The following is a 20,443-nucleotide window of genomic DNA, read 5'->3' as shown; positions in this document are numbered from 1 at the left end:
GGCGTCAGCTGGCCCGCGTGCCGCGTCGCGCGGCGAGCTCGTCGGCGGGATCGGCCGCGGGGGTCGCGTCGAGCTCCACGAGGCTGGACTCCACCTCGCGCAGCACCTTGCCGACGGCGATGCCGAAGACGCCCTGGCCGCGGCTCACGAGGTCGATGACCTCGTCGTCGGACGTGCAGAGGTAGACGCTGGCCCCATCGCTCATGAGCGTGGTCTGGGCCAGGTCGTTGACGCCGGACTCGCGGAGCTGGTTCACGGCCGTACGGATCTGCTGCAGGCTGATGCCCGTGTCGAGGAGCCGCTTGACGAGCTTGAGCACGAGGATGTCGCGGAAGCCGTAGAGGCGCTGGGAGCCCGACCCGGCGGCACTGCGCACCGTGGGCTCGACGAGGCCCGTGCGTGCCCAGTAGTCGAGCTGTCGGTAGGTGATGCCGGCGGCGCGGGCGGCGACGGTGCCGCGGTAGCCGCTCTGGGCGTCGAGCTCGGGCAGGCCGTCGGTGAAGAGCAGGCCCAGGTCGTACCTGGATCCCTCGGGAGAACCTGTCTCTCTCATGCGGTCGCCTCTCAGTGTCTGCGCGGACCGGCGTCGGAGCGTCGGTCCCCACCCGTAACGTTCAACGCCGGGTTGATGGTTGTTCCGAGTGCAACGGTACCGGCCGCGAGCCCCCGACACGGCCACATCCGCGTGGAGGGGTCGGCGTGTCGAGGATATTCTCCCGAGGCCCCGGAGTCCATGCCCGCGGGCGGACGCTCAGGCGTCGAGCCGCGCCAGTGCCGATCGCAACAGGCTCGCCCGGACCACGTCCAGCTGACCGGCCAGCTCGCGCGAGGCCTCGGCGACCCGGGCGCGACCGGCCACGTCACGGCGCCGCGCGACGCTGGCGAGGGCCGTCTCGATGAGGGCGACCTCGCGCTCGGCGCCCGCGCGGAGGGGACGCAGGTGCCGCGGACCGATGCCGGACGCCGCGAGCTCGACGAGCGCGGTCAGGACGGCCACGGACTCGTCGTCGTACTGCTCGGCGGCCGGCAGGAGCCCCGTGGCGACCGCGTCGTCGAGGAGCGACGCCGGGGCGCCGGAGGCACGGAGCAGCTCGCTCCGCGTGCAGCGACGGACCGTCGAGAGGAGCGATGCGGGCGCCGAGCTGCCGGGGACGGTCGAGGGACGACCCGCGTCGAGGTCGTCGAGGTGCTGCCGGATGACCTTCAGCGGCAGGTAGTGGTCGCGCTGCAGCCCCAGGATGAAGCGGAGGCGCTCGACGTCGCTCGGGGAGAACTTGCGGTAGCCGGACGCCGTCCGCACGGGCGTCACGAGCTGCCGCTCCTCGAGGAAGCGCAGCTTGCTGTTGCTGAGGTCGGGGAACTCGGGCTTGAGGCGCGCGAGCACCTGCCCGATGGTGAGCAGGTCGGGCGCTGCCGACGCCCCGGCCCGGGCGGCGGAGGTCGCGGCCACTACCCGATGGCCAGGTGGGCCAGGTCCACGCGCGACGCGTAGAAGGTCAGGCGGAACTTGCCCACCTGGACCTCGGCCCCGTCGCTCAGGCGGGCCTCGTCGATGCGGGTGCCGTCGAAGTAGGTGCCGTTCAGCGAGCCCAGGTCACGGACCACGAAACCGGTGCCCCGGCGCACGAACTCGGCGTGCCGGCGGCTGACGGTGACGTCGTCGAGGAAGATGCCCGCGTCGGGATGGCGGCCGGCGACCGTGACGTCGCTGTCGAGGAGGAAGCGCGCGCCGATGTTGGGACCGCGGCGCACGACGAGCAGGGCCGACCCGGAGGGCAGGGCCGAGACGGCGTCGTGCTCGTCCGTGGACACGCCACCCTCGAGCGCGGCCAGCTGGGCCTGGAACTCCTCTGCGAAGCTCGCGGTCGTGTCGGCCTCGTGGGCCGGGGCACCACTGACGTGACCGGCGGACTCGCGACGGTCGGGGGTGGGGTGGGCGGGCTCTGCCATCGTGGACCTCCTTCGGCGTCCCAGCGTACTGGAACCGGACCCCCGGTCCAGCACCGGATCCCCAGGTCGCGACCCGGAGCAGCACCGCGTCCGTCGCACGGACGACGGTCCCCCCTCCCGGGACGGAGGCGGGACGGGCGGCTCTCGGCGTCCCCTGGCGATCCTCCCGACCGGCACCCAGCCCGCCCAGGGACGTTCCAGGGCCGGCAGAGGTCGGATCGGAGCACGGCACGAGCACCGCACGACCAGCCCGAGGAGGCGCCAGGACCATGACCGAGATCGACCGCGACCCGGACCGAGACCACGACCACGGCGAGCCCGCGGCCACCGCACCGGTCCGGTCGGGGACCGCCTCCGCCGCGCGGGACGGAGGACACGACGTCGACGCGCACGCGCTCCCCGCCGCGACGGCCGGCCCTGCCGGGCGCCACGGCACCGCCCCGGCTCCGCGGCGTCGCCCGTCGCGCTGGGTCCTCGTCACGGGTGCGGCCGCGGCCGCCGCCCTCGTGCTGGGCGGCACCGGCGCGGGCGCGTGGTCGCTCGGTCGCGCCGTCGGCGAGACCGCGGCGGTGACCTCGGCCCAGCGACGGGTCCCGAGCCTCCTGCCCGCGACGCCCGGCAGCGGCACCGCGGTCGACCCCTCGTCGCCCGCGCAGGGCGGGGCGGACGCGTCGTCGCCCACGGCCGGGGGCACGACGGCACAGCAGCAGGCCACGACCGCCACGGCCGACGAGCAGCGCGGGGTGGTGACGATCGAGGCGGCCCTCGGCTACGACGGCACGGCACGGTGCGCGGGGACCGGCATGCTCCTCACGGCCGACGGCGTCGTGCTCACCAACGACCACGTGGTGCGGGGCGCCACGAGCATCGCGGTCACCGACGAGACGACCGGGCGACGCTTCACCGCCGACGTCATGGGCACCGACGCGACGGCGGACGTCGCCGTCCTCCAGCTGCGCGACGCGACGGGCCTGGACACGGTGACGATCGACGACGACGACCCCGCCGTGGGCGACGAGGTCCGCTCGACCGGCAACGCGGCGGGCACGGGCGACCTCGTCACCGCTCAGGGCACGGTGCTCGCCACCGACCGGGCCCTCACGGTCGCCAGCGAGACCGACCGCAGCACCGAGTCGCTGGACGGCCTCCTCGAGATCGACGCGGACGTCGTGGCCGGCGACTCCGGAGGGCCGCTGCGGGACGCCGAGGGCGAGGTGGTCGGCATGGTCACGGCGGCCTCGTCGGGCGTCGCACCCGTCACGGCCTACGCCATCGACGTGGACGACGCCCTGGCCGTGGCGCAGCAGATCAGGTCCGGGCAGGGCACCGGCACGGTGCAGATCGGCCTGCCCGCGTTCCTCGGCGCGCTGGTCGCGGACGGCCCGACCTCGCCCGGCGGCGGCGTCGCCCTCGCCGGCACCGTCGAGGGCAGCGCCGCGGCGACGGCGGGACTGCGCGCGGGCGACACCGTCACGACCGTCGACGGCACAGTCGTCGGCGACGCCGACGCCCTCACGACGGCGGTCCGCGCCCACGACGCGGGCGACCGGGTCGTGGTCGGCTGGACGGACGCGACGGGCACCGCGCGCACGGCGACCGTGGCGCTCGGCGCGGGTCCGGCGGCCTGAGCCGGGGCGGGACGGGCAGGAGGCGCGGGCTCGACGACACCGCGCCTCCTGCCCGTCCCGTCAGCGCCGGTCGTCGAGCAGGCCGAGCAGGGCGGACGGAGCCAGCACGGCGGCACCGACGGCACGGACGCGCTCGGCGAGGTCCCGGTCGGCGGTCACGACCGCCACGGGGTCGGCCGCCGGGTCGGCCGCCCCGGCGGCGACCCGCACGATCGTCGCGTCGCCCTCGGCGCTGGCCCGCTCGACGAGGACCGCGCCCGACCGGTCGGCCACGGCACGCGCCTCGCCCTCGACCACCGCCGTCACGGGGGCCCGCACGAGCGTCGGTGCGCCCGGGCCCTCCTCGGCGAGACCGAACCACCGGGCGGGCCAGCCCTCGTCGGCCGCGCCCTCGACCGCGTCGAGCAGGCGGTCGGTGGCCCCGGCCCGATCGCGCCACCAGCCGTCGGGTCGCGACCCGACGACGTTCGCGACGTCGACCACGAGCCGGGGGCGCCGGTCCAGCTGCGTGCGCAGGAGCGGCCAGGAGGCGGCCAGGCCCGGGTGCAACGGCAGCTGGTCCACCCGGTCCACGGGGACCCACGCCAGCTCGGTGCTCTCGGCGTCCGAGATGACGGGTTCGAACGGACGCGTCACGCGGGCGACGACCGTCGTGTAGGACCAGAAACCGAGGTCGAGCACCGACGTGAACGCCACCTCGAGCGCATCGCGCGGGACCGCCGCCTCTTCGGCGCTCTCGCGCAGGGCACCCTCGACGGCGCTCTCGTCGACGTCGCGCGCACCCCCGGGCAGGCCCCAGGTGCCCCCGAAGTGGCTCCAGGCGACGCGGTGCTGCAGCAGCACCCGCCCCGCGTCGACCGCGAGCAGCCCCGCCGCGCCCTCGCGTCCCCAGAACCGTTGGCCGCCCGGTCCCTCGACCCAGCCGTCGGCCGGGCCGTGCACGGTCACGGTGCGTTCCCGCCGGAGCAGGGACGGGACAAGGGGGACGGTGCGGGCATGTCGGGCCTCCTCGGTCGGACCGTCCCAGCGTGGCACGACCGGCGGCGACCAGTCCGATCGGCGGGGCGCTCCGAACGGGTGTGCAGGGGGTCGGTCCGCAGCCCGACGCCGGACCGGCTCCCGCACCTCCCGGGCACGCCCGACGCCCGGCCCGGTGCCGACGTCGACCTCGCGGCCGTCTCAGACGAAGCGGATGGACTGCTGGAGGCGAGCGCGCAGCTCGAAGACGTCCGTCGGGCTGGTGCGGTCGTCGAGCCCCGGCCCGTGGTGCAGCACGTGCGCCAGCAGGGAGCGGCGCAGGACGTGCGTGCCGCCCGAACGCCCCCGTCCGACCTGTTCGATGCCGGGCGGGAAGTCGTCGTCGGGCACCACCACGAGATGGTGCGTGAACGGCACCCGCGTCTCCCGACGCACGGCACGGGCCTGACGGCTCAGCTCGCGCACGGGGCGCTCGTCGAGGGCGAGGCCGCGTCCGACGAGCTCGCCGCGCGAGAGCGCCACCTCCGTGCCCCAGTCGCTCGACTGCACCGCGTAGAGGCCGGAGGGGCCGAGCACGACGTGGTCGAGCTTGCCCTCGGCGCCCGCGTCGACGTCGCTCCAGATCGTGAAGCCGAGGCCCAGCTGGCTGACGATCGCCACCGTCGCCTCCTCGGCGAGGGCGTCGGCCAGCACGTGCCGGATCTCGGCCGGCGCACGGTGCACCAGGGCGTCGTCGTAGGGGTCGTCGAGCGGCACGCCGCGGCCGACCCACTCGCGCATGAGCTCGAGGTACCGCTCCCGGTTCGCCCCACCAGGGTGGCCGTGCGTGCGCGCGCGCGGCTTCGAGTCGGTGCGGCGTGCCGTCGGCGGACGCCAGCCCGGCCCGTCGTCGGACGAGGTGCCGCTGCTCGTCGACGATCGGCCGCGGTCGTAACGGGCCCTGGCCTCGGGCGTGCCGACCTGCTCCCAGGCGAGCTGCAGGCGCCGGAACGCGCCCGCCGAGCCCCCCAGGTCGGGGTGGGCCTCGCGGGCGAGACGGCGGTAGGCCCGGCGCAGCTCGTCGTCGCTCGCCTGCGGCGGGACGCCGAGCACCTCGTAGGGCGTGGCGGAGGCGGGGCTGGGCGGCACGCGGACGATCTTAGGAGGGGCCGACTGGGAGCCGCGGGACCGCGCTCAGCGGTGGGACGCGCGGCTCGCCGCCGGCTGCGCGGACGGCCGGGCGGGGGCGGGACCGCCTGCCCCGTGCGCGGCGTCGGCACGGGCGGCCGATCGTGCGACGCGCCAGGCACGCCACCGTGTGCGGAGCCGGCGCACCTGTCGACGCACGAACTCGGTGACCCGGTGCGCCGCGGGGAACTCCGTGCCGAGCACCGCGACCCCGACGAACACGATGAGCCAGCCCGGCCCCGGCAGCGGCACGAGGATCAGGCCGACCACGACGACGACCAGGCCGACGACCGCCACGAGCAGCTTGTAGGCGGTCCGGAGCCGGGGGAACGCGTCGAGACGGGACCGGTGGTGGTCGTAGCGGTCCCTCAGGCGGCCGCGCCTGGTCGAGGAGCTCATGCGGCCGACCCTAGGGGGCAGGACTGGCAGAGTCCACCGCGCCCGCTGCCAAGGCGCTGGACCCGACACGGACCCTCAGCCCTCGCCGAGGGGCAGGAGGCGCGCGTCGTGGAGCTCGAGCGCGCCGGCCCGCAGCGTCCAGTCGGCCTGGACCGGGCCTCCTGCCGTCCGTTCCGCCTCGCGCGCCGCCCGGGCCAGCCGTCGGACGGCCTCGTCGTCGAGCACCTCGGCCCGTCGTCGGAAGACGTTGACGTCGTGCTCGACGAGCAGGTCCGTCTCGAGGTCGAGCACGTGGGCGGTGCGCTTCTCGTGCGTCTCGCGGTGCAGGACGCTGCCACCGGCGTCGACGACGACCACGTCGGGCGGTCCGCTCGCGAGGCCGTGCGGGACCGCCTCGCCCCATCGGGCCGTCACCACCACCTCGTCCGTCCCGAGCACCGGGTCGCGGGAGAACACCCTGCCGGAGGCGTCGAGCGGGTCGTGCGGCATGGCGGTCCTGTCCTCGTGGCGGGGGCGAGCCCATCTTGCCGTGCGCACCCGCGGCCCCGCCGCGCCGGGGCGTCCGCAGGGCGGTTCCTGGGAGCACGCCGTCCTCGGGAGGACTAGGCACGGACCATGGACTACGCACATCTGGGACGCACGGGGCTGTCCGTCTCGCGGGCGGTGCTGGGCACGATGAACTTCGGGCCGCAGACCTCCGAGGAGGACTCCCACGCGATCATGGACCGGGCCCACGAGCTCGGCGTCAACTTCTTCGACACGGCCAACGTCTACGGCTGGCAGAAGGGCGAGGGGGTGACCGAGAAGATCGTCGGGCGCTGGTTCGCCCAGGGCGGCGGACGACGCGAGCGCACCGTGCTCGCGACGAAGCTCTACGGCGACATGGGCGACTGGCCCAACGAGTCGAAGCTGTCGGCCCTGGCCATCCGCCGCCAGCTCGACGACTCGCTGCGCCGGCTGCAGACCGACCACATCGACCTCTACCAGTTCCACCACGTCGACCGCGGCACGCCCTGGGACGAGATCTGGCAGGCGATCGAGGTCGCCGTGCAGCAGGGCAAGGTCCTCTACGCCGGCAGCTCGAACTTCGCGGGCTGGCACATCGCACAGGCGCAGGAGGCCGCGAAGGCCCGGCACTTCGTCGGGCTCGTGAGCGAGCAGAGCATCTACAACCTCATCGTCCGCGACGTCGAGCGCGAGGTGCTGCCCGCGGCGCGCGAGTACGGGCTCGGCGTCATCCCCTGGTCGCCGCTCCAGGGCGGACTGCTCGGCGGCGTCATCGACAAGGTCGAGGAGGGCCGCCGCCGCCTCGAGGGGCGCAGCGCCGAGTACGTCGCGGACCACCGCGACCAGCTCGTCGCCTACGAGGACTTCTGCCGCGAGGCCGGCCACGCCCCCGGCGAGGTCGCCCTGGCCTGGCTGCTCCACCAGCCGGGCGTGACGGGCCCCATCACCGGCCCCCGCACGCTGCAGCAGCTCGAGTCGGCCGTGAAGGCCGTCGGCCTCACGCTCGACGACACCGCCCTCGCGCGCCTGGACGAGATCTTCCCGGGGCACCGCACCGCGCCCGAGGACTACGCGTGGTGACCACCCCGCGCTCCCCCGAACCCCGCACTCTCTCCTTGGAGGACCACGCATGAGGACACGCACCATCGGCGACGTCACCGTCAGCGCCATCGGCCTGGGAGCCATGCCGCTCTCGATCGAGGGTCGCCCCGACGAGGCCCAGGCCGTCTCGACCATCCACGCCGCCCTCGAGGCCGGCGTCACGCTCGTCGACACGGCCGACGCCTACCACCAGCCCGGCACCCACGAGGTCGGCCACAACGAGGAGCTCGTGGCCCGTGCCATCGCGAGCTTCGGGGGCGACACCAGCGACGTGCTCGTGGCCACGAAGGGCGGCCACCTGCGCCCGGACGCGTCGAGCGACGCGTGGACCCAGGACGGTCGGCCCGAGTACCTCAAGGAGGCCGCGAGGGCGTCCGCGAAGCGACTGGGCGTCGAGGCGATCGGCCTCTACCAGTTCCACCGGCCCGACCCCGCCGTCCCCTACGCGGACTCGGTCGGCGCGCTCGCCGAGCTGCTCGACGAGGGCGTCATCCGCATGGCGGGCATCTCGAACGCCGACCCGGACCAGATCCGTGAGGCGAACGAGGTGCTCGGCGGCCGCCTGGCCAGCGTCCAGAACCAGTACAGCCCGGCCTTCCGCTCCAGCGAGGCGGAGCTCGTCCTCTGCGACGAGCTCGGCATCGCCTTCCTGCCGTGGAGCCCGCTCGGCGGCATCTCCAGCGCCGGGGGCCTCGGCGACGAGCACGCCGCCTTCGCCGAGATCGCGGCCGCGCGCAGCCTCTCGCCGCAGGTCGTCGCGCTCGCCTGGGAGCTGTCGAAGTCCGACGTCGTCGTGCCGATCCCCGGCTCGCGCCGCCCGCAGACGATCCTCGACTCCGTGACCGCCGCGACGATCAAGCTCGCCGCCGACGAGATCGAACGGCTGGACCGCGCGTGAGCGCCGCCGAGCACCCCTACGACGCCATCGACGTCGTGCCCGCCTTCGAGCTCACGAGCGACGACCTCGTCGAGGGCGGCACGCTCGCGTCGCCGCAGGTGAGCGGCCTCATGGGCGCGGGAGGCGGCGACGTCAGCCCCCAGCTCCGCTGGTCGGGGGCGCCCGAGGGCACGAGGTCCTTCGCCGTGACGATGTACGACCCCGACGCCCCCACGACCGCCGGGTTCTGGCACTGGGCCGTCGCGGACCTGCCCGCGGGAACCACCTCCCTGCCCTCCGGCGCGGGCGACGACGACGGCGCGGCACTGCCCGAGGGAGCGGTCCGGCTCCGTGGCGACGCCGGCCTGGCCCGCTTCGTCGGCGCGGCCCCGCCCGCCGGTCACGGGCCGCACCGCTACGTCGTGGGCGTGCACGCCCTCGACGTCGAGCAGATCGGGGTCGACGCCGACTCGACGCCGACGTTCCTCGGCTTCTCGATGCACGGGCACACCCTGGCCAGGGCCACCCTCACGGCCACCTACGAGGTGCCCGCCGAGGACTGACCGCGGCGACCGCCCGGCCCCGCCCCGCACGCACGGGGGCGGGGCCGAGCTGCGTGCGGCCGACGGCGGGCCCTCCCGTGCCTCCTGCCGGGCCGGTCGCCCGCGGCGCCGCTAGCCTCGGCTGCGTGACGACCACGACCCCGCCCCGCCCCGGTGCCGCTCGCGAGTTCGCCTCGGGCGTGGCCCTGCTGGGCGTCGGCCTGCGCACCTGGCTCACGTCGCCCCGGCTCATGCTGCTGGGCGCCCTGCCCGCACTCGTCGTCGGTGCCGTGTTCGCCACGCTGCTCGTGATCTGGGCCCTCCGGGTCGACGAGGTCGCGGCGCTCCTCACGGCACGCCTCGACGTCGGCCCGGCCTGGCTCGGGCCGGTCGTCGACGGGGCCGCCCAGCTCGTGCTCGCGGGAGCCGCCGTCGTGGTCGCCGTCCTGGCCTTCACCGCCACCACGCTCGCGGTCGGCGACCCCTTCTACGAGCGCATCGCCCGGCGCACCGAGGAGCGGCACGGCGGGGTCGTCGGCGAGGTCGAGCAGGGCTTCTGGCGGGGCCTCGGCCGGGCCCTCGGCGACCTCGTCCGCGTGCTCGCGGCGACCGTGCCGCTCGCGATCGCCCTCGCGCTGGCCGGGTTCCTGCCCGTGGTGGGCCAGGTCGTGGTGCCCGTCGTCGCCGCGCTCACGGGCGGGTGGTTCCTCGTCGTCGAGCTGACCGGCTGGGCCTTCGACGCCCGCGGGCTGACGCTGCGACGACGGCGCAGGATGCTCGCCGTGCGCCGGGCGCGCAGCGTCGGCCTGGGCACGGCCACGTACCTGGCGTTCCTCGTGCCCCTGGGAGCGGTGGTCGCCATGCCGGCCGCCGTGGTCGCGGCGACCCTGCTCGCCCGGGACGCCCTCCGGGACGACCCGGCCACCGCGGCGTCCCTCGGGGAGGACGCCGGGCCTCCGGCCGGGCAGCACGTGATCGGCCCCCGCGCCGACGGGCCTCAGCCGAGCAGCAGCTCGAGCGGTCCGCGGACGAAGTAGACGACGAAGCCGGCCGCCACGACCCAGAGCAGCGGGCTGACGGAGCGCGCGTGCCCGGACAGCGACCGCACGACGACCCAGCTGATGAAGCCGACGCCGATGCCGTTCGCGATCGAGTAGGTCAGCGGCATGACGACGATGGTGAGGAACACGGGCAGGGCCACCGAGAACGAGCCCCACTCGATGTCCTTGATCTGCGACACCATGAGCGCCCCGACGATGACGAGCGCCGCCGCCGCGACCTCGAGCGGCACCACCTGCGTGAGCGGCGTGAAGAACATGGCGAGCACGAACAGCACGCCCGTGACGACCGAGGCGAACCCCGTGCGGGCTCCCTCGCCGATGCCCGACGCCGACTCGACGAAGACCGTGTTCGACGACGAGCTCGTCGCGCCGCCGGCGATGGCGCCGACGCCCTCGACGACGAGGGCGGAGCGCAGGCGCGGGAAGGTGCCCTTCGCGTCCGCGAGGTCGGAGGCCTTCGCCAGGCCGGTCATGGTGCCCATCGCGTCGAAGAAGTTCGTGAAGACGAGGGTGAAGACGAGCATGACGGCCGAGAGCACGCCGATGCGCGCGAAGGCCCCGAAGCTGACGTCGCCGACGAGCGACAGGTCGGGCAGCGAGACGATCTGCGAGGGCAGCGCGGGGGCGTTGAGGTTCCAGTCGTCGAGGTTCTGGCCGTTGGACGGCGGCACCTGGAAGATCGCCTGCAGGGCGATCGCGACGATCGTCGAGGCGACGATGCCGATGAAGATCGCACCGCGCACGCCCCGGGCCATGAGCACGCCGATGACGACGAGCGCGATGACGAAGGTGATCGTGGGCAGGGTCGCGATCGAGCCCTCCGAACCGAGCTGCAGCGGCGGCGAGGCCAGCCCGCTCGTGCGGACGAACCCGGCGTCGACGAGGCCGATGAAGGCGATGAAGAGGCCGATGCCGACCGTGATGGCCGTCTTCAGCGCCGCGGGCACGGCCGTGAAGATGAGGCCTCGCAGGCCGGTCACGGCGAGGATCGTGATGATGAGCCCGTTGATGACGACGAGGCCCATCGCCTCGGGCCACGTGACGTCGCGCACGACCGTGACGGCCAGGAACGAGTTGATGCCGAGTCCGGCCGCGAAGGCGAACGGCAGGCGCGCGACGGCGCCGAAGAGGATCGTCATGACGCCCGCGGTGAGCGCGGTGACGGCGCCGACCTGCGCGTTCTGCAGCCATCCGCCCGTGACGTCCTGCGCCGCCTGGTCGGCGCTGAAGCCGCCGAGGATCAACGGGTTCAGGATCACGATGTAGGCCATCGTCACGAAGGTCACGACTCCGCCGCGGATCTCGCGCGACCAGTTCGAGCCCCGGGCCGAGATCTCGAAGTAGCGGTCGACGCGGCCGAGGGTGCCCCGGGAGGGTGCGGTGCCGGTGGGCGCGGACGATCTCATGGGCGACTCCTGCGGTGGTGGTGGTCCGGCGCCAGATCCTGGGCGGACTCCCAGCTTACGACGCCGGAGGCGCTCCCTCGGCGGGCAGGGCGGGCGACCAGCCCGGCCACGGGGTCGGTCGGGCCAGGGCGTCGAGCCCGTCGCACTCCCACTCGACCCACCTCGTGTGCACGCGGTGCCCGTCCTCGTCGCCCACGAAGGCCGGATCGTCGACGAGGAGGCGGTGGAAGGGCAGCACGGTCGTGGGGCCCGTGACGACGGCCGAGGCGAGCGCGCGGCGCGACCGCCGGAGGGCCTCCTGCCGGTCGCGACCGGAGACGACGCAGCGCATCACCTCGCCCTCCCGACCGCGAGGCAACAGGCCGCCCTGGGCGACCGCGAGATCGGTGCGCACGCCGTGTCCGCCGGGCGCCTCGAGCCGTTCGAGGCGCGCGGGTGCCGGGACGAAGCCGCGGCCGGGGTCCTCCGCCACGACGAGCCAGTCGATCGCGCAGCGGTCGACGTGGGGCGTGGCGTCGACGTCGAGCGGCTGGCCGTCGGCGACGAGCAGCTGCTGACGGACGAGGTCCACGCCCGTGGCGTGCTCGGTGGCCGCACCGCGGTCGGTGAGGCACGGCGACGCCTCGAGGAACGACGCGACTCCGGACTGGGCCACGAGGAACTCCACGGTGCAGAGCCCGCGCAGGCCGGCCGCGACGGCCACGTCGCGCGCCCCCGCGGTGATCGCCTGCTGCTGCTCCGGGGTGAGGGACGGCGCGGGCGCCTCGACGACGAGGGGGCGGTGCCGGCGCTGGACGCTCGCCTCGCGGGTGCCCAGCACGACCACCTCGCCCGAGGCGTCGCCGACGAGCTGCACCTCGACGTGCCGCGGTCGGTCGAGGTACTGCTCGACGAGGCACTCCCCCCGCCCGGTCGAGCGCACGCCCTCCTGGACGACGGCCTCGAGGAGGTCGCCGATCTCGTCCAGGCGACGGACGACCCGGAGCCCCGTGGTGCCCGTGCCCGAGGCGGCCTTGAGCGCGACGGGCAGTCCGTGCCGCTGCGCGAACGCGACGACCTGCGCCGAGGTCGCGACGGCTCCGCTCGACGCGACGACGAGCGGCACGCCGGCCTCCTCCGCGACGCCGCGGGCGGCGAGCTCGTCGCCCAGCAGCTCGAGCGTGCCGGGATCGGCGCCGATCCAGGTGAGGCCGGCGTCGGCGACACGCCGCGCCGCCTCGGGGCTCTCGGCGAGGGCGCCCGTGCCCGGGTGGAAGGCGTCGGCCCCGGCGCGGGCGGCGACGTCGAGGAGCGCGTCGAGGTCGAGGTACGGGTCACGGCCCTGGCCGGGCTCGCCGACGGGCAGGGACCACGCGCTCGTCGCGAGCTGCGCGTGGCGCGCGTCGACGTCCTCCGGCGACCAGACCGCGACGGACTCGACGCCGTGGTCGGCGCACGCCTCGACGACGCGCACCGCGGCGAGGCCGCGCGCCGCCACCAGGACGCGCCTCACTGCTCGCTCCCGCGCTCGTCGAGGTCCCGGTCGACCGCGACCTCACGGCGGCCGTCGAGGACCGGCCCCGGCACGACGCGGAAGCGCACCCGACCGCCGACCGGCACCTGCGCGATGCGGTCGAGCTGGCCGGCGACCACGACCGCCACCACCGGGCGCGAGACGGTCACGGGGTGGTCGGACATGGCGACGACGAGGGTGCCGTCGGCAGCGACCTCGACCCCGCCGGGCACCAGCGGCTCGCGCGGCAGGACGGCCGAGCACGTCGTCACGAGGGTCGTCGGGCCGCCGAGGCGCAGTCCCGTCCGGTCCGAGCCGGGCGCGACGCGCCACGCCTCGTCGACGAGGGCTTCGAGCGAGGCGGGCTCGACGAGGTCGTGACGGGGCCCGAGCACGACGTCGACCACGGTGACGCCGTCGGCCGAGGGCACCGAGCGCTGGGCGTCGACCGCGGGCGCGGCGACGGCCTCGGCCCAGGCCGTGCCGACGGGCACCAGGTCGCCCGGTCCCAGGAGGCCGGGTCCCGTCCCGGTCCGCAGGTCCCCCGACGCGCTCTCCAGGACCGCGGGCACGGCCAGCCCGCCCCGCACGGCGAGGCAGGTCCAGACGCCGCTCGGCGGCTCCCCCACGCTGAGCACGTCGCCGTCGTCGAGCGCGAAGGGCGCTCCCACCTCCTCATGGCGCCGCCCCGAGGGCGTGCGCACGACGACCGGGACCGGGGCGCCGGCGAGGGCGACGACGTGGTCGCCCTCGGCGACGGCCTCGAAGCCGCCGCCGGCGAGCTCGAGCACCGCGGCGCCCGAGGTCATGCCGACGAGACGGTCGGCCTCGCGCACCGCGCGGTGGTCCATGCCGCCCGAGCGCGAGACGCCGAGGCTCGAGCGGCCCGGGCGACCGAGGTCCTCGACGAGGGCGTGCCCGCCCGGGTGCACGACGCGCAGGCCGCCCCGGGTGGGCGGCTCGTCGGCGCCGACGACGACGTCGTCCTCGACGACGGTCTCGCCGCGGTCGCGCGCGTCGGCGAGGGCCGCGGCGTCGTCGGCCTCGACGAACCGGACGCGCATGCCGGGCTGGAGGGCGGCGGGCACGCGCCGCCGGAGGTCCCAGAGCGCCACGTCGGTGCGGGCGAGGACGACGTCGCCGGGGTGCGGGGCGCCCGGACGCACGACGAGGTGGCCGTCGACGACCGCGACCGTGCCACGGCCGTCGGCCCCCTCGTCGTCCGCGTCCGCCACGGCGTCGCCGTCGGGCGCGGGGAGGCCCGTGAGCAGGGGGTCGGTGCAGAGCAGGTGGGCCGTCCCCGGCTCGTCGCTCGTGGTCGCGACGGCGTAGGTGGTGCCCAGGTGGCGGGCGAGCAGGGCGTCGGGCTCGCTGGCCGCGGCCTCGGCGACCCGCTCGAGCACGGCGGTGTCGTGCTCGACGGGCAGCACCACGAGGCGGCCGTCGCGGGCGGGGTCGTGCCGGACGCGCGTCCTGCGCACGACGGTCACGAGGGTCTCCGCGGTGAGCAGCGAGTCGAGGAACCTCAGGGCGACCGTGCGCTCCCCCGGCACGACGTCGGTGACGCCGCCGAGGGGCTCGGCCACGAGCGTCGAGAAGAGGGCGAGGGCCTCGTGCGGGCCCGCGGCCTCGACCAGCACGCCGTCGGTCCCGAGCGGCAGGAACCGCAGCGGGGCGTCGTCGCGCGGGGCGCCGGGAGGGGTCTGCGCGGCGTCGGTCATCGTCCGATCATGGCCGACGCACCTGCGCACGGCCCGGAGGCGGTGCGGCCGGTCCGCCCGTCCCGCGCGCGGCCGGGGGCCTCAGGAGCCGCGCCGCACCCCGAGCGCGGCCGTCACGAGGGGCACCTGCAGCGGCAGGCGGGCGACCGTGACCACCCGACGACGCGTGCCCGCCCGGTCGCTGCGGAGGGCCCGGAGGGCCATCGAGACGTTGGCCGGGAACACGGCGACGAACAGGGCCGCGGCGAGCGCCCCGCCCGTGCGCCGGGTGCCGGGCACGGCGAGCGCCGCCGCGACGACGAGCTCGGCCACGCCGGAGGCGAGGGTCCAGGGGCGGGGGCGGCCGGGCAGGGAGCGGGGCACGACGGCGTCGTAGGTGGCGGGCACGGCGAGGTGGAGCAGGCCGGAGGCGCCGAGCACGACGGCGAGGGCGGTGGCCGTGCGTGCGGCGCGGGCGGGGCGGGGCGTGCGGCGGGCTCGGGTCATGGGGCCATCCTCCCCCTCCCGCGGCCCGGGGCGGGGCCGGACGGTACGGTGGGGGCCCACCACCGTTCGAAGGAGAACCCCATGACCGTCGAAGGTTGGACGCAGAGCCTCACGGCCGGTCCGCTCCTCCTGATCGCCGCGGGTGCGATCCTCGTCCTGCTGTTCCTCATCATCAAGCTGCGCGTGCACGCGTTCGTGGCGCTGATCCTCATCAGCCTGGTCACGGCGTTCGCGACGGGGATCCCCACGTCGCAGATCGTGACGGTGCTGTCGGGCAGCTTCGGCTCGACCCTCGGGGCCGTGGCCCTGCTGGTGGGCCTCGGGGCGATGCTGGGCCGCCTGGTGGAGACGAGCGGCGGGGCGAAGGCCCTGGCGGACACGCTCATCGGTGCGTTCGGCGAGCGCCGTGCCCCCCTGGCGCTGGGCGTGGCCTCGCTGGTCTTCGGGTTCCCGATCTTCTTCGACGCGGGGCTCGTCGTCATGCTGCCCATCGTGTTCTCGGTGGCGCGTCGCCTGGGCGGCGGGGTGCTGCGCTACGGCCTGCCCGCGGCCGGCGCCTTCTCGGTCATGCACATCTTCGTGCCGCCGCACCCGGGGCCGGTCGCCGCGTCGACCTTCTTCGAGGCGAACGTGGGCGTCGTGATCCTCGTCGGCCTCCTGGCGGCGATCCCCACCTGGTTCGTCACGTCGTACCTCTACGGGCTGTGGGCCGGCAAGAAGTTCGTGCTGCCCGTCCCGGAGCTGCTGGGCAAGGCGGACGAGCGGGCCGAGTCGGACCCGCCGCGCTTCGGCACGGTCGTGGCGGTCCTCCTGCTGCCGCTGGTCCTCATCTTCCTCAACACGGGCCTCAACACGGCGGCGCAGTCCGGGGCGTTCGGCGACGGGCTGGCCGACCAGACCTGGTTCCAGGTCCTGCGCACCCTGGGCGAGACGCCGGTGGCCCTGCTGATCTCGCTGCTGGTCGCAGCCGTCGTCCTCGGCCGCCGACGCGGGATCGAGAAGTCGGCGCTCGAGAGCACGTTGGAGTCGGCCCTGGGCCCGGTCGCCTCGGTGATCCTCATCACGGGCGCGGGCGGCATGTTCGGCGGCGTCCTGCGGGCGAGCGGGATCGGCGACGCCCTGGCCGACGTCCTGGGCGACCTCGGGATCCCCCTCGTCCTGGCCGGGTTCCTCATCGCGGCGATCCTGCGCATCGCGCAGGGCTCGGCGACGGTGGCGCTCACGACGGCCGCGGGCCTCATCTCGCCGGCGGTCCTCGCCGCCGACCTCGGCGCCCTCCAGGTGGCGGCGCTGGTCGTCGCGGTGGCGGGCGGCTCCGTCGTCGCCAGCCACGTCAACGACTCGGGCTTCTGGCTCGTCGGCCGGTTCTTCGACATGGACGTCAAGACGACGCTGAAGACGTGGACCGTCATGGAGACGACCATCGGCCTCATGGGCTTCGGCATCGCGAGCGTCGTGTTCGGGCTGGCGTCGCTGGCCTGACACCACGGCGGCCTGCCGCCGCCCCGGCCGGACACCGCGTCGGCCTGCCACCGCGGCGGCCTGCCACCGCGGCGGCCGGACCCGCCCGCCGGTCAGACGGCGGGCCTCCTGCGCGGCGCGCCGAAGGCGAGGGCGACGTCGAGCGGGGCGTCGCGACCGTCGGGCAGGCGGACGGTGCCCGTGACCCGCAGGTGGTCGCCGGCGGAGATCGTGAGGTCCGCCGTGAGCTCGGCCAGGGGCTCGTCGGCGTCTCCGAGGTCGAGGCCGACGTCGTGCAGCACGGCGACGTCGTCGTCCAGCTCGGCGCCGAGGGAGGTGCCGTCGAAGCCGACGGGCAGGGCGCGACAGCGCAGCACGGGCGGCGGTCCCCCGTCGGCGGGGCGCGTGCCCGCGACCACGACCGCGTCGAGGACGCCGTCGGCCGTGAGGGTCACGAGGCAGGCGCGGAGGTCCAGGCCGAGGTCGACGCCGTCCAGGCGGAAGCGGGGCTGCACCCCGTCACGCTAGTGCGCCGAGGCGCAGACTGGGCGGCATGAAGTCGATCGTCCACACCGAGACCGGACCCTCCAGCGTGCTGCACCTCGTCGACCGCGACCTGCCCGAGCCCGGGCCGGGCGAGGTGCGCGTGCGCGTCGTGCTGAGCGGGGTCAACCCCACCGACTGGAAGTCGCGTTCCGGCGAGGGCCCGGGCGGCGCGCTGCCGTTCCCCGAGGTCACGCCCGACCAGGACGGCGCCGGCGTCGTCGACGCGGTCGGCGAGGGCGTCCCGGGGCTCGCCGTCGGCGACCGGGTCTGGACCTACCTCTCCGCCCACCAGCGCCCCACCGGCACCGCGCAGGAGCACACGGTCCTGCCCGCCGAGCGCGTCGTCCCCCTGCCGGACGGCGCGTCGATGGAGCTGGGCGCGAGCCTGGGCGTGCCCGCCATGACCGCCCACCGCGCGCTCACCGTCCGCGAGGACGGCCCCTCGCGGCTGGAGCCGGGCGCCCTCGCCGGCACCACCGTGCTGGTGGCAGGAGGCGCGGGCGCCGTCGGGCACGCCGCGATCCAGCTGGCGAGGTGGGCCGGCGCGACCGTCCTCACGACGGTGAGCAGCGACGAGAAGGCCGCCCTGGCCCGGGCGGCCGGCGCGCACCACGTGGTGAACTACCGCGAGCAGGACGTCGCGGCGGTCGTCCGCGAGCTGGCACCGGACGGCGTCGACGTCGTCGTCGAGGTCTCGCTCTCGCAGAACGCGGCCGTCGACCAGCAGGTCGTGGCGCACAGGGCCGCGGTCGCGATCTACGCGAACGACGGTGACGACCGCGCGACCCTCGACCTGCGCGCGAACATGACCACCAACACGCGCTACCAGTTCGTGCTGCTCTACACCGTCGGCGACGCGGCCCTCCGCGCCGCCGTCGAGGACGTGACCGCCGCCGTGCGCGACGGCGCCCTCGAGGTCGGTGAGGCGACCGGGCTGCCGCTGCACGAGTACCCGCTCGAGCGGACGGCCGAGGCGCACGACGCCGTCGAGGCCGGCGCCGTCGGCAAGGTGCTGGTCCGGGTCGGCCGGGAGTGAGCGAGGACGCGGCGGGAGCGTCGCCTCCTCGCCCGACCAGCGCCCACCAGGCCGAGGCGCTCGCCCGGAGCGTGCTGCCCGCGCCCGAGCGGGTCGGGGAGCGGACCTGGTCGCTCGCGCTCCCGGTCGGCGAGCGACCGCTCGACGCCACGCTCGCCTACCTGCTGGAGGGCGACGGGGGCGAGCTCGCGCTCGTCGACCCCGGCTGGGGAGAGGGCGACGCCGTCGGGCGCCTGCGGGCGGCCGTGGCCGCGACGGGGCACGACCTGGCCGACGTCGGGCTCGTCGTGGCGACGCACCTGCACGCCGACCACCTCGGTGCGGCGGAGGCCGTCCGGCGGGCCACGGGGGCCCGCGTGGCGGTGCACGCCCTCGACGCCGAGGCGGACCGCTGGCTGCCCGGCCGTCGGGCCACCGCCGAGGCGGACCTCGCCCGCTGGGGCGTCCCCACGGGCGAGCTGCCGGCCCTGCGCGACTCCTGGGCCGTGGGCAGCGCGGTGACGAGCGTCGTGCCGGACCTCCTCCTGGGCGACGGCGACCTCCTGCCGCTGCCCGGCCGCGCGGTGCGCTGCACCTGGACGCCCGGGCACACGGCAGGGCACCTCTGCCTCGTCGACCCCGAGGGCGCGCTCGTGCTCACGGGCGACCACGTGCTGCCGCACGTGAACCCCGGGATCGGCCTCGGCGGCCCCGGGCCCGGCGATCCCGTCTCGGACGTGCTGGCCTCCCTGGGGCGCGTCGCCGACCTCGACGACGGCTCGATCGAGGTCGCCCCCGGTCACGGCTACCGCTTCCGGGGCCTGCGCGAGCGGTCCGAGGCGCTCTCGGCGCACCGCCTCGCCCGCGACGACGCCGCGGCGCGTGCCCTCGACGCCCTCGGCGGGCGGCGAGGGGCCACCGCACCGACCGTCTGGGAGCTGGCCAGCCACCTGCCCTGGACCGGCGGGTTCGACGCCCTGCACGGCGCGACGCTCGGCTCCGCGCTCGCCCAGACGGCGTGGCACGTCGCGCACCTCGGCCGCGACGACGAGCTGCACGACGCCGCCGCCTGACGCCGTCCGCGACGGGTGACGTCCTCGACGACGGCTGGGAGCCTCTCGGTCGGGCGTCGTAGCGTGCGGGAGGACCACGACCACCGACCCTCGAGGAGACCCCGTGACCGCACCCGCCACCGCCACCGCCCCCGTCCGCACCGCGCTCGTCCTCGGCGGTGGTGGCATCGCGGGCATCGCCTGGGAGGTGGGCCTGCTCTCCCGGCTCCTGGAGCTCGGCGTCCCGCTCGACGACGCCGACCTCGTGGTGGGCACCTCGGCGGGCTCCGTCGTCGGCACCGTCCTCCGCCGGGGGCTCGTCGAGGAGGGCTACCGCGAGCAGCTCGAGCCGGCGGAGGGCACGCCCGAGGGCACGATCGACGCCGCCGGCCTGGAGGCGCGGGTCGCGACGGTGCTCGCGGGCGCCGCCGACGACCAGGAGGCGCGGGCCCGCCTGGGCGCGCTCGCCCGGCAGGTGCCGCTCACCGGCCCCGAGCCCGAGCTGGTCACCGCCATGCGCGCCCGCTTCGGCGCCGAGGCCGCCTGGCCCGAGCGCGACCTGGCCGTCTGCGCGGTCGACGCGACGACCGGCGCCTTCCGCGTCCTCACCCGCGACTCGGGCGTGCCGCTGCACGTCGCCGTCGCCGCCAGCTGCTCGGTGCCGCTCGTCTGGCCGACGGTCGAGGTCGACGGTGCCGCCACCATGGACGGCGGCGTGCGCAGCGGCACGAACGCCGACGTCGCCGACGCGGCCGAGAGGGTCCTCGTGCTCTCCTGCGGCCCCGAACTGCCCGCCTCGCCCCTGGGTCCGACCCTGCCGCAGGTCGTCGCCGCCCGCCGCGCGGCGGGGAAGGCCGTGCACGTCGTCGAGGCCGACGCGGCGAGCCTCGCCGCCTTCGGCGGGCAGTCGCTCTCCGTGGCGTCCCGGCGGCCGTCCGCCGAGGCCGGGCGACGGCAGGCGGAGGACGTCGTCGACGCCGTCCGCGCCTTCTGGCAGGACGGCCGCGGCGCCGCCTGAGGGGCCGGGCCGGCGTCCGGGGGCCGGTAGGCTCCC

Annotated in this window: 21 protein-coding genes; 9 read left to right on the top strand and 12 right to left on the bottom strand. The window is 76.0% G+C overall.

Features of this window, described 5'->3' with window-relative positions:
• Positions 1-4: 4 nt before the first annotated feature.
• The 3 genes from ACYVHQ_RS02430 to ACYVHQ_RS02420 form a co-directional block, all read right to left on the bottom strand.
• Positions 5-553, bottom strand: a complete 549-nt coding sequence (locus ACYVHQ_RS02430; RefSeq protein ID WP_460510540.1) for a MerR family transcriptional regulator — start codon at positions 551-553, stop codon at positions 5-7.
• 198 nt (positions 554-751) lie between these two features.
• A complete protein-coding gene (gene ftsR, locus ACYVHQ_RS02425) occupies positions 752-1,450 on the bottom strand; it encodes a transcriptional regulator FtsR (protein ID WP_460510539.1) in 699 nt (232 codons plus the stop codon).
• Entirely contained in the window at positions 1,450-1,950 is a 501-nt protein-coding gene (locus tag ACYVHQ_RS02420) for an FHA domain-containing protein (RefSeq protein WP_460510538.1), read from the bottom strand. The genes ftsR and ACYVHQ_RS02420 overlap by 1 nt, the downstream gene beginning before the upstream one ends.
• A 269-nt stretch (positions 1,951-2,219) precedes the next feature.
• Between ACYVHQ_RS02420 and ACYVHQ_RS02415 the strand changes: the two genes are divergently transcribed.
• On the top strand, positions 2,220-3,578 hold the full coding sequence (locus tag ACYVHQ_RS02415; protein ID WP_460510537.1) for a S1C family serine protease: 1,359 nt from the start codon (positions 2,220-2,222) through the stop codon (positions 3,576-3,578).
• Between the two features lie 60 nt (positions 3,579-3,638).
• Here the strand turns inward: ACYVHQ_RS02415 and ACYVHQ_RS02410 are convergent, their stop codons facing one another.
• From ACYVHQ_RS02410 to ACYVHQ_RS02395, 4 genes are all read right to left on the bottom strand, one after another.
• Positions 3,639-4,526 (bottom strand): NUDIX domain-containing protein, encoded by an 888-nt coding sequence (locus ACYVHQ_RS02410; protein WP_460510536.1) that lies wholly within the window; start codon positions 4,524-4,526, stop codon positions 3,639-3,641.
• Positions 4,527-4,757: 231 nt separating this feature from the next.
• On the bottom strand, positions 4,758-5,684 hold the full coding sequence (locus ACYVHQ_RS02405) for a DnaJ domain-containing protein (RefSeq protein ID WP_460510535.1): 927 nt from the start codon (positions 5,682-5,684) through the stop codon (positions 4,758-4,760).
• A 45-nt stretch (positions 5,685-5,729) separates the two neighbouring features.
• Entirely contained in the window at positions 5,730-6,122 is a 393-nt protein-coding gene (locus tag ACYVHQ_RS02400; protein WP_460510534.1) for a TIGR02611 family protein, read from the bottom strand.
• Positions 6,123-6,197: 75 nt separating this feature from the next.
• Positions 6,198-6,611, bottom strand: coding sequence for a PEP/pyruvate-binding domain-containing protein (locus ACYVHQ_RS02395; RefSeq protein WP_460510533.1), 414 nt, complete (start codon positions 6,609-6,611; stop codon positions 6,198-6,200).
• A gap of 126 nt (positions 6,612-6,737) precedes the next feature.
• Between ACYVHQ_RS02395 and ACYVHQ_RS02390 the strand changes: the two genes are divergently transcribed.
• The 4 genes from ACYVHQ_RS02390 to ACYVHQ_RS02375 all read left to right on the top strand — a co-directional run bounded on the left by ACYVHQ_RS02390 (position 6,738) and on the right by ACYVHQ_RS02375 (position 10,186).
• The gene (locus ACYVHQ_RS02390; RefSeq protein WP_460510532.1) at positions 6,738-7,709 is read left to right on the top strand and encodes an aldo/keto reductase; all 972 of its coding nucleotides are present in this window, start codon (positions 6,738-6,740) and stop codon (positions 7,707-7,709) included.
• 49 nt (positions 7,710-7,758) lie between these two features.
• Positions 7,759-8,628 carry an aldo/keto reductase gene (locus ACYVHQ_RS02385; protein ID WP_460510531.1) on the top strand — a complete coding sequence of 290 codons (870 nt, stop codon included), beginning with the start codon at positions 7,759-7,761 and terminating at the stop codon, positions 8,626-8,628.
• Positions 8,625-9,170, top strand: coding sequence for a YbhB/YbcL family Raf kinase inhibitor-like protein (locus tag ACYVHQ_RS02380; protein WP_460510530.1), 546 nt, complete (start codon positions 8,625-8,627; stop codon positions 9,168-9,170). Before ACYVHQ_RS02385 ends, ACYVHQ_RS02380 begins: the two co-directional genes overlap by 4 nt.
• A 125-nt stretch (positions 9,171-9,295) precedes the next feature.
• The gene (locus ACYVHQ_RS02375) at positions 9,296-10,186 is read left to right on the top strand and encodes an EI24 domain-containing protein (protein ID WP_460510529.1); all 891 of its coding nucleotides are present in this window, start codon (positions 9,296-9,298) and stop codon (positions 10,184-10,186) included.
• Here the strand turns inward: ACYVHQ_RS02375 and ACYVHQ_RS02370 are convergent.
• The 4 genes from ACYVHQ_RS02370 to ACYVHQ_RS02355 form a co-directional block, all read right to left on the bottom strand.
• Positions 10,147-11,616, bottom strand: a complete 1,470-nt coding sequence (locus ACYVHQ_RS02370; protein WP_460510528.1) for an NCS2 family permease — start codon at positions 11,614-11,616, stop codon at positions 10,147-10,149. The genes ACYVHQ_RS02375 and ACYVHQ_RS02370 overlap by 40 nt on opposite strands.
• A gap of 55 nt (positions 11,617-11,671) precedes the next feature.
• Positions 11,672-13,108 (bottom strand): ATP-binding protein, encoded by a 1,437-nt coding sequence (locus tag ACYVHQ_RS02365; RefSeq protein WP_460510527.1) that lies wholly within the window; start codon positions 13,106-13,108, stop codon positions 11,672-11,674.
• Positions 13,105-14,829 (bottom strand): carboxyltransferase domain-containing protein, encoded by a 1,725-nt coding sequence (locus ACYVHQ_RS02360; protein ID WP_460510526.1) that lies wholly within the window; start codon positions 14,827-14,829, stop codon positions 13,105-13,107. Before ACYVHQ_RS02360 ends, ACYVHQ_RS02365 begins: the two co-directional genes overlap by 4 nt.
• A gap of 81 nt (positions 14,830-14,910) precedes the next feature.
• Entirely contained in the window at positions 14,911-15,315 is a 405-nt protein-coding gene (locus ACYVHQ_RS02355; protein ID WP_460510525.1) for a DoxX family protein, read from the bottom strand.
• An 81-nt stretch (positions 15,316-15,396) separates the two neighbouring features.
• Here ACYVHQ_RS02355 and ACYVHQ_RS02350 point away from each other — a divergent pair, with 81 nt between their 5' ends.
• On the top strand, positions 15,397-16,797 hold the full coding sequence (locus ACYVHQ_RS02350) for a GntP family permease (protein WP_460510524.1): 1,401 nt from the start codon (positions 15,397-15,399) through the stop codon (positions 16,795-16,797).
• 92 nt (positions 16,798-16,889) lie between these two features.
• On the opposite strand, the gene ACYVHQ_RS02345 is transcribed toward ACYVHQ_RS02350, so the two are convergent.
• Positions 16,890-17,291: a hypothetical protein gene (locus ACYVHQ_RS02345; RefSeq protein WP_460510523.1), complete on the bottom strand. Its 402-nt coding sequence runs from the start codon at positions 17,289-17,291 to the stop codon at positions 16,890-16,892.
• 38 nt (positions 17,292-17,329) lie between these two features.
• On the opposite strand from ACYVHQ_RS02345, the gene ACYVHQ_RS02340 reads away from it, so the two are divergent.
• The 3 genes from ACYVHQ_RS02340 (at position 17,330) to ACYVHQ_RS02330 (ending at position 20,407) form a co-directional block, all read left to right on the top strand.
• A complete protein-coding gene (locus ACYVHQ_RS02340; RefSeq protein ID WP_460510522.1) occupies positions 17,330-18,358 on the top strand; it encodes an NADPH:quinone reductase in 1,029 nt (342 codons plus the stop codon).
• Positions 18,355-19,410: an MBL fold metallo-hydrolase gene (locus tag ACYVHQ_RS02335; RefSeq protein WP_460510521.1), complete on the top strand. Its 1,056-nt coding sequence runs from the start codon at positions 18,355-18,357 to the stop codon at positions 19,408-19,410. The genes ACYVHQ_RS02340 and ACYVHQ_RS02335 overlap by 4 nt, the downstream gene beginning before the upstream one ends.
• 103 nt (positions 19,411-19,513) lie before the next feature.
• The gene (locus tag ACYVHQ_RS02330; protein WP_460510520.1) at positions 19,514-20,407 is read left to right on the top strand and encodes a patatin-like phospholipase family protein; all 894 of its coding nucleotides are present in this window, start codon (positions 19,514-19,516) and stop codon (positions 20,405-20,407) included.
• Positions 20,408-20,443: the final 36 nt, after the last annotated feature.

The sequence above is a fragment of the Frigoribacterium salinisoli genome (assembly GCF_054781095.1).
The sequence above is the reverse complement of the archived record's forward strand: the minus strand, read 5'-3'. Positions and strand labels throughout refer to the sequence as shown.